General features: G+C 70.6%; 14 protein-coding genes. 5 read left to right on the top strand and 9 right to left on the bottom strand.

Features of this window, described 5'->3' with window-relative positions:
• Positions 1-51: 51 nt before the first annotated feature.
• The 5 genes from IEY69_RS05225 to IEY69_RS05205 form a co-directional block, all read right to left on the bottom strand.
• Positions 52-657 (bottom strand): hypothetical protein, encoded by a 606-nt coding sequence (locus tag IEY69_RS05225; protein WP_189072030.1) that lies wholly within the window; start codon positions 655-657, stop codon positions 52-54.
• Position 658: 1 nt separating this feature from the next.
• Positions 659-1,225 carry a GNAT family N-acetyltransferase gene (locus tag IEY69_RS05220; RefSeq protein ID WP_229783640.1) on the bottom strand — a complete coding sequence of 189 codons (567 nt, stop codon included), beginning with the start codon at positions 1,223-1,225 and terminating at the stop codon, positions 659-661.
• A gap of 46 nt (positions 1,226-1,271) precedes the next feature.
• Positions 1,272-1,655: a diacylglycerol kinase gene (locus tag IEY69_RS05215; protein WP_189072028.1), complete on the bottom strand. Its 384-nt coding sequence runs from the start codon at positions 1,653-1,655 to the stop codon at positions 1,272-1,274.
• An 11-nt stretch (positions 1,656-1,666) separates the two neighbouring features.
• Positions 1,667-2,134 carry an rRNA maturation RNase YbeY gene (gene ybeY, locus IEY69_RS05210; protein WP_189072027.1) on the bottom strand — a complete coding sequence of 156 codons (468 nt, stop codon included), beginning with the start codon at positions 2,132-2,134 and terminating at the stop codon, positions 1,667-1,669.
• A gap of 86 nt (positions 2,135-2,220) precedes the next feature.
• Positions 2,221-3,288 carry a PhoH family protein gene (locus IEY69_RS05205; protein ID WP_229783638.1) on the bottom strand — a complete coding sequence of 356 codons (1,068 nt, stop codon included), beginning with the start codon at positions 3,286-3,288 and terminating at the stop codon, positions 2,221-2,223.
• A 230-nt stretch (positions 3,289-3,518) separates the two neighbouring features.
• Here IEY69_RS05205 and aroE point away from each other — a divergent pair, with 230 nt between their 5' ends.
• The 4 genes from aroE to IEY69_RS05185 are packed head-to-tail and all read left to right on the top strand — an operon-like array spanning position 3,519 to position 9,382.
• Positions 3,519-4,400 carry a shikimate dehydrogenase gene (aroE, locus tag IEY69_RS05200; protein ID WP_268243847.1) on the top strand — a complete coding sequence of 294 codons (882 nt, stop codon included), beginning with the start codon at positions 3,519-3,521 and terminating at the stop codon, positions 4,398-4,400.
• A complete protein-coding gene (locus tag IEY69_RS05195; protein ID WP_229783637.1) occupies positions 4,397-7,714 on the top strand; it encodes a CHASE domain-containing protein in 3,318 nt (1,105 codons plus the stop codon). The genes aroE and IEY69_RS05195 overlap by 4 nt, the downstream gene beginning before the upstream one ends.
• A complete protein-coding gene (locus tag IEY69_RS05190) occupies positions 7,711-8,979 on the top strand; it encodes a sensor histidine kinase (protein ID WP_189072024.1) in 1,269 nt (422 codons plus the stop codon). Before IEY69_RS05195 ends, IEY69_RS05190 begins: the two co-directional genes overlap by 4 nt.
• A gap of 4 nt (positions 8,980-8,983) precedes the next feature.
• A complete protein-coding gene (locus tag IEY69_RS05185) occupies positions 8,984-9,382 on the top strand; it encodes an OsmC family protein (protein WP_189072023.1) in 399 nt (132 codons plus the stop codon).
• A gap of 128 nt (positions 9,383-9,510) precedes the next feature.
• Here IEY69_RS05185 and IEY69_RS05180 read toward each other — a convergent pair whose 3' ends face one another.
• Genes IEY69_RS05180 through IEY69_RS05170 form a run of 3 tightly spaced genes read right to left on the bottom strand, consistent with a single transcriptional unit; the run spans position 9,511 to position 11,780 of the window.
• A complete protein-coding gene (locus IEY69_RS05180) occupies positions 9,511-10,809 on the bottom strand; it encodes an aminotransferase family protein (RefSeq protein ID WP_189072022.1) in 1,299 nt (432 codons plus the stop codon).
• An 18-nt stretch (positions 10,810-10,827) separates the two neighbouring features.
• On the bottom strand, positions 10,828-11,286 hold the full coding sequence (locus IEY69_RS05175; protein WP_189072021.1) for a DinB family protein: 459 nt from the start codon (positions 11,284-11,286) through the stop codon (positions 10,828-10,830).
• Entirely contained in the window at positions 11,280-11,780 is a 501-nt protein-coding gene (locus IEY69_RS05170) for a DinB family protein (protein WP_189072020.1), read from the bottom strand. Before IEY69_RS05170 ends, IEY69_RS05175 begins: the two co-directional genes overlap by 7 nt.
• A 43-nt stretch (positions 11,781-11,823) precedes the next feature.
• Between IEY69_RS05170 and IEY69_RS05165 the strand changes: the two genes are divergently transcribed.
• Positions 11,824-12,171, top strand: coding sequence for a DUF4180 domain-containing protein (locus IEY69_RS05165; protein ID WP_189072019.1), 348 nt, complete (start codon positions 11,824-11,826; stop codon positions 12,169-12,171).
• Positions 12,172-12,188: 17 nt separating this feature from the next.
• On the opposite strand, the gene IEY69_RS05160 is transcribed toward IEY69_RS05165, so the two are convergent.
• Complete coding sequence (locus tag IEY69_RS05160; RefSeq protein ID WP_189072018.1) at positions 12,189-13,766, bottom strand: L-glutamate gamma-semialdehyde dehydrogenase; 1,578 nt, start codon at positions 13,764-13,766, stop codon at positions 12,189-12,191.
• Positions 13,767-14,127: the final 361 nt, after the last annotated feature.

Genomic DNA, 14,127 nt, shown 5'->3' with positions numbered 1-14,127 from the left:
CTGTTGGCCGGGAGGGAGCGGGTTCGCCCGGCCTGACCCGGCTGGCGGGTCTCAGTCCCAGTCCCAGGCACGCCAGTCGCTCGCCTGCGCGTTCCCGCCGGTGCGGACCGGGCCCGGCGTGGCATCCGGGGACGGGTACCAGGGGTAGGCGGCGTGCAGGGCGCGGTCCAGCTGCGTCCGCAGGAGCCCGCTCAGGACCTCCTCCTCGCGTGCCGTGAGCTTCGGAATCTCGCGGCGCAGGGCGTCCAGTCGCGCGTCCAGCGCGCCCTGGTAGGGTTCGCGGGCCTTGCGTACCGCGCCCTTCCGCAGCGGTTCCGGGTGAATCACCGGCACGTACTCCGCCGCGGCGCGCTCCAGCGCCTCCAGCCGGGCAGCCTGTCGTAGCGCGCGGGTCCGCTCGGCCCGCTCACGCGCGTCGGCCGCCCGCGCCTGCGCCGCCAGGAACGAATCCTCCCGCTCCACGTCCAGTACGCGCGCCTCTTCGTACAGCTTCACTGGGGGCAGGCGGCGGCGACCCATCCGCAGGCCATTCGGGCGGGTGCGGTCATGCTCACCCAGAAAGCGGCGGATCAGGGCTGGCGTCCAGCCGCGGTCCTTCAGGTCCTGCGTCGCCAGGAACCCTGGCGGATTGACCGGCGTCTCTCGCTCGCGCGGCACGTCACGCCCCCCCGTCCAGACCCGGCCACTCGCGGCGCAGGAGGTCCAGCCGCACCGCATCGAACCGCTGACCGTTCACTTCCCGCGCCTCCCGCACCCGGCCTGCCTCCCGGAAGCCCAGCCGCACTGCCGCCCGGATCATCCGCTCGTTTCCGCCCCAGGTGCTGAACGTCAGGACGTGCGCGTCCGTCTCGTCCAGGGTCGCCTGCACCCACAGGCCCAGTGCCCGCGACCCCAGCCCCCGCCCCCAGAGCGCCGGGTCGTAGATCAGGATGCCCAGATCCCACCAGCCGCTTCCCGCCGGGTCCTCCTCGGCGCGGTTCACCATGCCCACCACCACGCCGCCGGCCACCACCACCCGCTCGTTCGGGCTGGGCGGCCGCGTGGACAGCGACTGCGCGTACCGCTGCAGGTTCACTGTCGTATCCCAGGTGGGCAGGTACGGCGCGTCCCACTGCCGCCACTCGGCGTCTGGGTCGGTCAGCCAGCGGGTCAGGACCGGCAGGTCGCGCGGGCGTCGGCCCCGCAGGGTCACGGCAGCGGGGGAGAGGTCGGCAGGCGAAGGCACGCGCGCATGCTGGCACATCACTCCGGCGCCGACTGCACGGAACCCCTCAAGTGCCGCTCAGGAACTCCAGCAGCGCGGGCAGCAGCGTGCCTGCCGCGACGAGCAGCGCCCCGGCGGACGCGATCAGCACGGCGGCGGCCGCGGCGTCCTTGGCGACCTTCGCAAGCGGGTGCCGTTCGGGGCTGACGAGGTCCACGGCGGCTTCCAGCGCGGTGTTCACGAGTTCCAGGCTCAGCACCAGCGCGCACGCCAGCGCGACGGGCGCCAGCGGGGCGCGCAGGATGCCAGCCGCTCCCAGGGCCAGCAGGGCCGCCCAGCACTCGATGCGGAAGTTCGCCTGCGTGCGGTAGGCGTGCCGGATACCCGCCCACGCGTAGCCCGCCGAGCGCCACCAGCGGCGCGCGTTCCAGGCCGACCCGTCACTGCGCACCGGGCGTCCGCTCAGGCCCCGTCGGGCAGGGCCGCGCGGGCCGCGTCCCAGGCGCCGTGGAACACGGCCCATTCCGGTCCGGTCGCGCCCTCCTCGAAGCCCAGGCCCTCGGCGTGCGGGTGGTCATGCCCGACCAGGTGCGTCACCCCGTGACTGGCGAGCAGCGCCACCTCCCGCGTCAGGCTGTGCCCGCGCGCCTCGGCCTGCCGCGCGGCCGTGTCCAGACTGATCACGATGTCCCCCAGGTGCGGCGGGATGAACGGATCGCCGGGTTCCCAGGTGGGGAAACTCAGGACGTCCGTGACGGCGTCCTCGCCCCAGTGCTCGCGCTTCAGGGCACGGATGGTGCGGTCTCCGACGAGTACGACCGTCACCTCGCGCTCCTGCACGCCGAAGTGCGCCATAACGGCCTCCAGGCTGCCGCGCAGCGCGGGGCGCAGACCGGCAGGGGGCGTCTTGCGGACAATCAGATCAATCACTCCGTAGAGGATAGAGGATGGGTGATGGTGGATGGAAAAAGCCCGGCGAACCTGCGCGCCGGGCTCCTCCTTCAACGATCTGCTAGCTACCGTTCACTTGCTGCCGCTGCGTCCCCTTCGCCTTCGGGGATGCTGGCGAATTCGCCGCGGCGCGCGGCGCGCTTGTCCTGCTCGGCGTTCTCGGCGGTCTCGTACGCCTTGATGATGCGGCCCACCAGGGGGTGGCGGACCACGTCGGCGTCCGTGAACTCGTGCCACGCGATGCCGTCGATGCTGCCCAGCACGCGCTTGGCGACCGCCAGTCCGCTCGTGACGTGGCGGGGCAGGTCGATCTGCGTGACGTCGCCGGTCACGACGACCTTGGATGAAAAGCCCATGCGGGTCAGGAACATCTTCATCTGCTCGCCCGTGGTGTTCTGCGCCTCGTCCAGGATGATGAACGCGTCGTTCAGCGTGCGGCCGCGCATGAAGGCCAGCGGGGCGATCTCGATCACGCCGCTCGTCAGGTACGACTCGAACTTCTCCTGATCGAGCATGTCCTGCAGCGCGTCGTACAGCGGGCGCAGGTACGGGTCAATCTTTGCCTGCAGGTCGCCCGGCAGGAAGCCAAGGCGCTCCCCGGCCTCCACGGCAGGGCGGGTCAGGATGATGCGCTTGACCTTCTTCGCCTTCAGGGCCTGCACGGCCATGGCGACCGCCATGTACGTCTTGCCGGTCCCGGCCGGGCCGATCCCGAACGTGATGTCACTTTTATCGATGCTGTCCAGGTACTGTTTCTGGCCGGGCGTCTTGGGTTTCAGGCCGCGCGGGAGGCTCAGGCCGGTCACCTGCGTCTCTGCCGCGAGGCTGCGGCCCTCGCCGCTCAGGCGCGCGGAGCGCAGCAGGCTGTCCGGGGTCAGTTCACCGCCGCCGCGCACGACGTCCAGGGCGTCGCGCACCATGCGTTCGGCGCTGCGGACCTGCTCCTCGTCGCCGGTGATCGTGATGGTCTCGCCGCGCGCCACGAGTTTCGCCTTCGTGAGTTCACGCATGCGGCGCAGGTTCGCGTCTCCAGCCCCGAGCAGCGCATACGCCTCGCGCTGGTTCTCCAGGGTGACGGTCGCGCTGAACGCGCCGGGAACGGGGAGGCCGCTGTCCTGTTGAGGCTGTGTCAAATCATCTCCAGTCGCGCGTGAAGCGCAGGTCCCACCCCACCACGTGGGGCTCAGGGAAAGAAACGAAGGGTGAGGTCGGAGGCCCGCATTCTCGCGCATGGCCGCGCGCGGGGGCCGTGCCCCCCGGCACATTGTGCGCCCACGCCACGCGCAGCCGCATCCCCCATTTCCCTTAGTTTCCCGCCGCACACCCGGCCAGTCGGCGGCGCGGACTGACATAGACTGATGGGGTGACCGTGCCGGACCCTGCCCAACCGCTGCGTGCCTACCTGTTCGCGGACCCGGCGGCCCACTCGCTGTCTCCCCGAATGCACCGCGCCGCTTTCGCCCACGCCGGCCTGAACGGGAATTACGAGGCGCGGCAGGTGCCCGCTCCGGACCTCCCCGCGGCCGTCTCTAGCCTGAGGGAGACCGGCGTGCTGGGTGCGAACCTCAGCCTGCCGCACAAGGAGACTGCGCTGCCGCTGCTGGACTCCCTGAGTAAGGCGGCGCGGTCCATCGGGGCCGTGAACACCATCGTGCACCGGAACGGTCGGCTGCACGGTGACAATACCGACGCGCCCGGCCTGAGGCAGGCGCTGGCCGACGCCGGGTACACCTTTGAGCAGGGTGCGGACGTGATCGTGCTCGGCGCCGGGGGCGCAGCGCGGGCCGCCGTGTACACGGCGCTGATCATGGGTGAGCAGAACGTCTGGATCGTGAACCGCACCCTGAGCCGCGCGCAGGCCATCGCCCACCACTGGTCCGCGCCGGACGCGGACTTCCAGGTGGCCGCTGTACCCGCCGGGTCCGCTCCCTGGACCCGCGCCGCCCTGGTCATCAACGCCAGCAGCGCCGGACTGAACGACCCCGACCAGACCCCGCTGGACGCCACGTTCCTGGCGCGGCTCCCTGCCGGGGCGCTCGTGTACGACATGGTGTACAAGCCCGAGGAAACCCGCCTGATGCGCGACGCCCGCGCCCACGGGCTCGCCGCGGAGAACGGGCTGGGCATGCTGGCCCACCAGGCCAGACTGGCCTTCCAGGCATGGACCGGCGCGGACGTACCGGTCGAAGTCTTTCTGGGTGCACTCGCCGCGTCCGGACGCGCGGCGGCCGGGTCGACCGGGTGATCCGCCTGCCTCCTGCCCGCGGCCGGCAGGTCCCCGCGCTGGTGCTGCTGCTGGTCGTCATCCTGTCCCTGGTCGTGGCGTTCGTGGTGCACTCGTTCGCGCGGGACCAGCAGCGCAGCCGCTTCGAACGCGAGGCCGGCGCGTACACGCAACTGCTGCGCGACCGCGTGCTGGTGTACGAACGCCTGCTGGAAGCCACCCGGTCCAGCTGGGAGTCCCTGGCCGAGCGGGCCAACGAGGCCGACTTCGACCGCTACGTGACCGGACTGGACCTCGCCCGCCGCTACCCCGGCGTGAAGGCCGTCGGGTACGCGCGTGCCGTCCCCGCCGCCCAGGCGCGGCAGCTGGAAACGGAACTGCGGCGGACGGTCTCCCCGGACATCACCGTCCGGGCCACTGGTGAGATCCAGGCCGAGCGGGTCATCATCACCCGCGTCGCACCCGCCACCCCCGAGAACCTCGTGGCGCTCGGGTTTGACATGAACGCCGAGCCCCTCCGCCGCAGCGCCCTGTCGCGCGCCCAGGAGAGCAACCGCACGCAGGCCTCCACGCTGCTGATGCTGGTGCAGCGCGACCCGGCGCGGCAACCCATCCCGGGATTCATCGTGGCCCTGCCGGTGCAGGAGGACACCACGCGCCGAGGCTTCATCTACCTGGCGGTCAGCGCCGCCGACCTGCTGCGCGGTCTGGAGGGCACCGGCCGGCTGTCCGGTAACCTGCGCGCCCAGGTCAGCCTGGCCGGGCAGGTGATCGGCAGCAGCGGCGTGGTGCCGCGCCCCACCTTCGACCGGGGGTTCACGACCCGCACCAGCTTCACGCTGATGGGGCAACCCTGGACGCTGTCCTTTCAGGCCGACTCCACTTTCGGGCGGGACCTGGCGGCCGTCGTGCCGTACCTGATTGCCCTGCTGGGCCTGCTCATCGCCGGGTTTGCGTTCCGGATCGTGAAGGCGCAGGTGGACGCCCGGGGCCGCGCGGAACTGACCAACGTGTCGCTGTTGCAGGCACGGGCGCTGCAGGACGCCTCCCGAGCCGAGTTCGAGGCGATCTTCCAGTCCATGCAGGACGGCGCGGTGTTCACCGACGCGGAGGGCCGCATCCGACTGGTGAACCACGCCCTGGGCGAGTGGCTGGGCCACCGTGACCTGGAAGGCCGGCCGCTGGGGGTCATTCACGCCGACCGGCGCCTGGACGGCCGCAGCCGCTTCGCGCCGCTCTCGACGAACTACCTGCGGGCGGACGGCAGCGTGTTCTCCGGCGAGGCGCAGCGCAGCGAGGTACACGCCCCGGACGGCAGCCTGCTGGGCCTGCTGGAGGTCGTGCGGGACATCCGGGAGCGCGTCGCGGCCGAACAGGCCCTGCAGGCCGAGGAGCGCCGCTCGCGGGCGGTGCTCGACACCCTGCCGATGATCGTGCAGCTGTCCGGCGCGTCCGGCGGAATCCGGTACCGCAACCTCGCGCACCAGCAGCTGCTCGGCGGCGGTGACCTGAGCGGACACCTGAACCCGGAAGAGCGGGGCGCCTACCAGCAGTGGCGCGATCAGGTGGCCGTCAGTGCCCGCGACGCCAGCAGCGAGTGGCAACTGCAGACCACGCACGGCGAGCGCTGGTTCCAGGTGCGGATCAACCCGGTCCGCGACCCGGCCGACCCCGGCCCGCAGGTCCGCGCCTGGGTCACGACCGCCACCGACATTCACGACCGGCTGCTTGCCGAGCGGCGCGCCCAGCGCAACGAGGAGCGCTACCGGGCCGTGCTGGAGGGCATGCCGCAGATCGTGTGGCTGACCGACCCGCGCGGCACCGCCGCCTACTTCAACCGCCGCTGGACCGAGTTCGTCGGTGAACCCCGCGCCGCGCAGCCGCTGAGCAGCCTGATCCATCCGGACGACCGCGCGGACTATCAGCGCCGCTGGCAGGCTGCCCTGGGCTCCGGCCGCGCCTTCGAGGCCGAGCACCGCCTGCTGCGTGCCGACGGGCAGTTCCGCGCCTTCGTGACCCGGGGGCTACCCGTGCTGGACGGTGAGGGGCAGGTCATCGAGTGGGTGGGCACCAGCACCGACGTGGACGATCAGGTGTACGCCGAGCAGACCGCCCGCCTGCTGGCCGACGTGTCCGAACAGCTCTCCGGGCGCAGCGACGACCCCAGCCACCTGCGTCACGACCGCTACCGCGCCGCGCTGGCCCGCCTGGACGGCCGCTTCGTGGACAGCGGCGCCCTGTGGACCGTGCACCCCACGCAGCTGGTAGCGGTGTCGTCCCCGTCGGCCACGTGGCACGCCGCGGCCTTCCAGGTGGTCGCAGGCGGGGCCATCGAACAGGTGCTGGCCAGCGAGGACCCGGTGTTCATCGACGCGGATCCGGCCCTGTACCAAGTGAACGCCACGGGCGCGCTGTTCTACCCGCTGATCAGCCGGGACGGCACCATGATCGGCGTGCTGGGCCTGCTGTACCGGCAGTCCCTGACGGCCCGGGATCAGGATCTGGCGCAGGAACTCGCTCAGCGGTTCGCGTCAGCCCTCACGAATGATCGCCTGCAGGAACGCGTCCAGGCCGCGCAGGCGGACCTGCAGACGCTGAACCTGTCGCTGGAGGAACGCGTGCAGCAGCGCACCCGCGAACTGGAGGCCGCGAACCGCGAACTCGAGGCGTTCAGCTACTCGGTCAGTCACGACCTGCGCACGCCGCTGCGGCACATCGTGGGCTTCGGGGACCTGCTTGCCAAGGAGACCGGCGCCAGCCTGACCCCCAAGGGCCAGCGGTACCTGACGGTGATCAAGGACTCGGCCAGCCGCATGAGTCAGCTGATCGACGACCTGCTGGCCTTCTCCCGCATGGGCCGCCAGGAACTCCGGCACACCCCGGTGGACCTGCGCCGCGTCATCGAGGCCAGCTGGCGCAGCCTGGAGCATGACCGCACGGGCCGGCGGATCACCCTGGACCTGCCGGATCAGCTGCCCACCGTGCAGGGCGACGACGCGCTGCTGACCCTCGTGTTCACGAACCTGCTGAGCAACGCCATCAAGTACTCCCGCGGACGGGAGGAGGCGCTCGTGCAGATCACCGCTACCGAGCAGGATCATGAAGTGACGTTAAACGTCACCGACAACGGCCTGGGATTCGACCCCCGCTACACAGATAAACTGTTCGGCGTGTTCCAACGACTGCACCGCGCCGAGGAGTTCGAAGGGATCGGCATCGGCCTCGCCAACGTCCGGCGAATCGTCACCCGTCATGGCGGCCACGTCCAGGCCGAGGGACGACCCGGCGAGGGCGCCACCTTCAGCGTCACGCTGCCCCTCCAGGGCCCCTCATGACCGACGCCCTTCCCGCCCCCGGCGAGCCGCTGCGCCTCCTGCACCTCGAGGACAGCGAACTGGACCACGAACTGGTCACCATGCACGTCGAGGAGGAACTCCCCTGGCCGGTCGAGATTACCCGCGTCGAGGACGAACCCGGGTTCCTGGCTGCGCTGGACAGCGTTCGGCCGCACCTGATCCTGAGTGACTTCGCGCTGCCCAGTTACGACGGCCTCAGCGCCTACCGCGCCGCGCACCAGCACCTCCCCAGCGTGCCGTTTATCATCGTGACCGGCGCCATGGGCGAGGAGACGGCCGTGGACACCCTGCGTGAGGGCGTCACAGACTACATCCTCAAGCAGCGCCTGGAGAGGCTGCCGTCCAGCATCCGCCGCGCCATGAACGAGGTCGAGTCCCGCATTCAGCGCGAACGGGCCGAACGGGAGATCCGCGCGCTGAACGACCGCCTCAAGGCCCGCCTGGAGGAAGTCGAGCGTCTGCGCAACACCGCCGAACGTCAGAGCCAGCGGCTGGAAATCCAGGCCAAGCAGCTGGAAGAGGCCCTGAACCTTCAGAAGACGTTCCTGGCCGAAACCAGCCACGAACTGCGCACGCCCCTGACCGCGCTGCACGGCTACCTGCGGCGCGCCGAACGGGAAGCGGGGGGCAGCCAGACCCTGCAGGACGCGCAGCGCGTCGCGGAAAACATGACCCGCCTCGTGAACGACCTGCTGCAACTGTCACGCGGGGAACTCGTGCAGAGCATCGAGATGCACTTCACGAACCTCGGGAACCTGCTGCGGCAGGTGGGCCGCGACTACGGCGTCAACGCCCCGGAAGGCAACTACGAGATCGTGGGCGACCCCGGACGACTCACGCAGGTGTTCGTGAACCTCGTGACGAACGCCATCCGCGTCACCGGCGGCGCCCATCTGGTGCACCTGGAAATGGAACCCCGCGCCGGTGAGATCGAGGTGCGCGTCGTCGACCACGGGCCAGGCGTGCCGGATAGCGTCAAGCCCCGCATCTTCGACAAGTTCTACCGCGGTAAGGAAGCCGGATCGGCCGGGCTGGGCCTGACCATCGCGCAGCAGGTCGTCACCGCGCACGGCGGCACCATCGACGTGATCGACACGCCCGGCGGCGGAGCCACCTTCCGCGTGCGCCTGCCCGAACTGGAGGAGGACCAGGGCGAGGACCTCGACCTGACGGCCGACGACCTGTTCGAGGACGACCTGCCCGGACAGGAGGACAGTGGCCCGGCCCGGGACGCGCTAGCGTGAGGGCATGAAGAAGACCCTGAACGTCACCTGGCTCGGCGAGCAGCGCTACCTGGGCGTCAGTGAGAGCGGCCACCAGCTCCTGATCGACAACAGCCCCACCAAGGTCGGCGTGTCCCCCATGGAGGCCCTGCTGGGCGCCCTGGCCACCTGCACCGCGTACGATGTCGTGGAAATCATGAAAAAGCGCCGCACGCCCCTGAGCAGTTACCGCATCGAGGTCGAGGGCGAGCGGGCCGACACCGACCCCAAACGCTACACGCACATCACCGTGCGGCACATCGCCAGCGGGGACGGCATCACCGAGGAGACCCTGAGCAAGGCCGCGCACCTCAGCCACGAGAAGTACTGCTCGGTGGCAGCCAGCCTGAACAGCGAGATCAGCGTCGAGACCCGCGTCGAATAAGGCCACGCAAGGGGGAGGGGGCCGCACCGGACGTCCGGCTGCGGCCCCCCAAGCATGATCGAGTGACCGCGGTGTAGAGGTTCAGCCCAGCACACACCCGCTGTCCCCGACCGCATCGGACAGAGGTTTCAGGATGGGACGCCCAGCGACGCTAGGGCGCGGTCCAGGCGTTCAAGGAGCACATCGACCTCGGCGGGCGTGATGCTCAGGGGTGGCCCCAGCAGCAGGTGATCGCCGCGCACGCCGTCCACCGCGCCGGAGCCGGGGTAGGTCAGCAGGCCCTCCTCGCGCGCGGCGGCGGCGACCCGGTCGGCCAGTCCGGGCCGCTCGAACGCCTGCCCGGTGGCCGGGTCGCCCAGCACCACGCCCAGCAGCAGACCCTGCCCACGCACCGCGAGGATATGCGGGTGGCGAGCTTTCAGGACTTCCAGGCCCGCGAGGAGCTGCGCGCCGCGCTCTCGGGCCGCCTGCACCAGCCCCTCCTGCTCGACGATGTCCAGGACGCTCAGGCCCGCCGCCACGCTGACCGGATGCCCCGCGTACGTGAACCCGTGCTTGAAGGCCCCGCTGCCGTCCATGACCGTGCCGTACACCTCGGGGCTGGCCATCAGGCCCGCCAGGGGCGCGTAGCCCGCCGCGAGGCCCTTGCCCAGCACGACGATGTCCGGCGTGACCTCCCCGCCCAGTCGCACCGCCAGCGGCGCGCCGCAGCGGCCCATGCCGCTCATGACCTCGTCCGCGACGAACAGCACGCCGTACTCCCGGCAGATCGCCGCTACCCGCGCGTGGTACCCGGTGTTCGGGGCGAGCGCCGCGTCCGACGCACCCACCACCGGCTCGCAGATGAACGCCGCGACGGACTCCGGCCCGGCCGCCTCCAGCACCGCGCGCAGCCGCTCGGCATCCTCCTCGCCGCTCAGGGTCGGGTCGGGTTTCGGCATCTTCGGCCAGGCGTCCTCGCGGATCAGGGGCGCGTACACCTCGCGCCGCGCGCCCATCCCCGACGCGGCCAGCGCGCCCAGCGACGCGCCGTGATAGCTGGGCACCCGCGTGATCACCTTGAAGCGCCCCGGCTCACCACGCTCCACGTGGTACTGGCGCGCGAGCTTGATGGCACTCTCGTTCGCCTCGGACCCGCCCGACACCGCCCAGAAGCGGTACCCCGGCAGATCCAGGAAGGTGGCGAGGCGTGACGCATACTCCTCCAGCACGTCACTGGTGAACTGCGAACCGTGCACGAACGCCAGCCGGGACGCCTGCTCTGCCATCGCCTGCGCCACGGACACGCGCCCATGCCCGATGTTCGCCACCAGCGCCCCGGACGACCCGTCCAGGAACGACCGACCGTCCTGCGTCTCGATGAACACGCCCCCGGCGCGCACGGCGACCGGGTACGACTTGCTGCTGCGGTAAAACACGTTCGACATAGAAATCCTCTTTCCCTACTAGGTGTCCCCGCCGCCGGGTGGCGGCCACAGGCCCAGCGCCTGCCGGATCAGCACGACCTGCCCCAGGTGGTACACGCCATGCCCGGCAAAATTCGACAGCAGGGTCGCCCAGGACTGGCCGCCGGGAGTGTGTCCCGCCGTGAACGCCGCGTCGCGCGTCAGGACCTGCAGGCGGTCCTGACCGTCCAGCAGCGCCGCACGCAGGTCAGTCCAGTCGCCGGGTTCGGGCCAGCCGTCCGCCGCGTGGTCCGGCCAGACCGGCGTGCCCCCACCTGACAGCTCCAGCAGCCAGTCCTGCCAGAACCGCACGTGCGCGGCGACCTGCGCGACCGAATGGGGCAGACCGACCGGCACGCGCGCCGCCTCGACCTCGCCCAGACCATCCAGTGCCCGCGTCCAGGGAACGTTCGCCGGTCCGCCCGCGAACAGTCCCGCCACGCCGTCCAGGGTCACCACGTGTCCCCGCCGCCGGGAGGAGGCCACAGGTTCAGCGCCTGCCGCACCGTGACCACCTGCCCGAAGTGATGTGCCGTATGCAGCGCCATGTCCGCCAGCAGCTCCCCGATGGTCTCCTCGTGGTTCACGGGGTTGGACAGGTCCGGGCGCGCCGCGTGCGGGTCGATGCGGGCCAGCAGCTCGTAGAACTCGTTCTTCACGCGCGGCCAGTCACTCGCCTGCACCTCGGGCCAGGTGTCCGAGGCGTGCTTCGGGTATGGCTGGGCCTGACCCATCTCGATGATGTCCAGCATCCAGCGGTTCCACCAGTTCACGTGCGCCACGAGTTCCGCGACGCTGTGCGGCAGGCCCGCCGGGCGGGTGGTGGCCTGCTCGTCGGTCAGGCCGCTGATGGACGCCTCGACGCCCACGAACGCCTGCCCCCCCCGGAACAGTTTCGGCAGGAGCCGGGCGAACGCGAGCTGCGAGCGTTGATTGCGTGAGTCATCCGTCATGTGGCCAGTGTCCCAGATTGCGGCGAGAAACGAGAATGGGAGGATGGAACCCCAACAGTCCGACAAGGTCACGACCCTGCCCGAGCTGGGCCTGACGCTTCAGTCCGCCACCGACATTCCGCAGGTGGTGGGCGCGACCTTCGGGCACGCGGGCCTCCTCCTGCACGACACGGACCTCGGCGCCGACTTCCTGAACCTGCGCACGGGGCTGCTGGGCGAACTGTTCCAGAAGTTCGTGAACTACTGCCTGCCCGTCGCGGTGGTCGTGCCCGACCCGGCCCGGTACGGCGAGCGTTTCGCGGAACTGGCCCGCGAACACGCCCGCCACCCGGCGATCCGCTTCGTGCCGGACGAGGCGGCGGGGCGGGCGTGGCTGCGCGGGCAACCCTGACCCGACCCCGCGCGCCCTCAGTAGCGCTGCGCGATGGTTTTCGTCTGCAGGAACCAGAACAGGTAGTCCGGGCCGCCCACCTTGGCGTTCGTGCCGCTCATGCCGTACCCGCCGAAGGCGTGCGTGCCGCTCAGCGCGCCCGTGCACTTGCGGTTCACGTACAGGTTGCCCACGTGAATCTTTTTGCGGGCCTCGTCGATCTTGCGGGGGTCGCGGGAGTAGAACGCGGCGGTCAGGCCGTACTCGCTGTCGTTCGCCAGTTCGATGGCATGCTGCCAGTCGCGGGCCTTCGTGAAGGCCAGGACCGGGCCGAAGATCTCCTCCTGGAACAGCGCGTCGTCGGCGGGCACGTCCGCGAGGATCGTGGGGGCCACGTAGCCGCCCACGCGCTCGCCCACGTCGGGCGCATCGCCGCCCAGCAGCAGGCGCACGCGGCCCTGCCCCTCCTGCACGTACTTCGTGATGCGCTCGGCGCTGCCCTGCGTGATCACGGGACCCAGGTCCGCGTTCTCCTCGGGGAGGCCCACCTTCAGGCCGCGCGCCTTCTCGACCACGCGGGCCAGCAGGTCGTCGTACACGCTCTCCTCGACGATCACGCGGGAGCAGGCGCTGCACTTCTGCCCGCTGTACCCGAACGCCGCCTGCACGATGCCGGTCGCGGCGGCTTCCAGGTCACCGTCGGCGCACACGACCGTCGGGTCCTTGCCGCCCATCTCGGCGATGACGCGCTTGAGCCACTTCTGGCCCGGCTGCACCCGCGCGGCCCGCTCGTAGATGCGGCAGCCGATCTCCTTGCTGCCCGTGAACGCGATCATCCGCACGCCGGGGTGATCCACCAGCGGATCGCCCAGCACGTCGTCCGTGCCGGTCAGGAACTGCACGGTCCCACGCGGCAGCCCGGCCTCGAACAGCAGCTCGATCATCAGGTACGACGACAGCGGCGTCTCGGACGCGGGCTTCCAGAGGACGGTGTTCCCGGCGGCCAGCGCGCCCAGCGCCATGCCCAGCGGGATCGCGCTGGGGAAGTTCCAGGGGCTGATGCAGGCCACGACGCCCAGCGGCTCGTACACGGTTGTGACGTGCTCGTCCGGCATGGGGTACACGGGCTTGCCGCTCGCCCAGCGCATCGTTTCCCGCGCGAAGACCTCGAAGTGATCCACGGACTCCGCGACCTCGCCGTCCGCCTCGAACCAGTTCTTGCCGTTCTCCAGGGTCATGACGGCGTTGAATTCCATGCGGCGCGCGCGCAGCAGCTCGGCGGCCCGCTTGAAGATCGTGGCGCGCTGGAACGGCTCGGTGAACCGCCACTCCTCGAACGCCGCCTGCGCCGCCTTCACGGCCTCGTCCAGCTGGGCGGGGGTGGCCATCTGGAAGGACCAGACGACCTCGCGCGTGTCGGCGGGGTTGCGGACGTCGAAGGTGCCCTCGCCCTGCACCTCCCGCCCGTTCACGATCAGCGGGAAGGCCTTGCCCAGGTACCGCTCGCGCACCAAGGCGAACGCGGCGCGCTGCCGCTCGGCCACCTGGGTGTCCTTGAAGTTGAAGTACGGTTCGTGCTCGAAGGGAAGGAATCCTTCCATCAGGGTGCTGCTCATACGGCCTCCTTGTGGTTGCCGCGAGGCTAACACACCGGCCCGCAGGTGCGTAAACACGCTGTCAGACGCTCAAAATGACCATTTCCGAGTTGTGGGGAGGAGGTCGAAACGGACCCCGCACCTGTCAAATGCAAAGGCGTCGTCGGTCGCATGTTGGTCACGCTCCAGTCACGTCCATGACGGATCGACCAGACAGGTCCCCAGTCGGCGCAGCGTCACCGCGGGGATTCCCCGCCCGCCACCGGGGTGACCGTTGTGGGTGCACTGCGCCAAACCGTGGCACCCCGCCGCCAGGCACACTGGGAGGACGCCCGCAGCCTGCTCATGTGACTGCCAAGTCCCAGCTGCGCCGTACAGGTCG

Source organism: Deinococcus sedimenti (genome assembly GCF_014648135.1).
GTDB lineage: Bacteria > Deinococcota > Deinococci > Deinococcales > Deinococcaceae > Deinococcus > Deinococcus sedimenti.
This window is presented reverse-complemented; position numbering and strand designations above follow the sequence as displayed.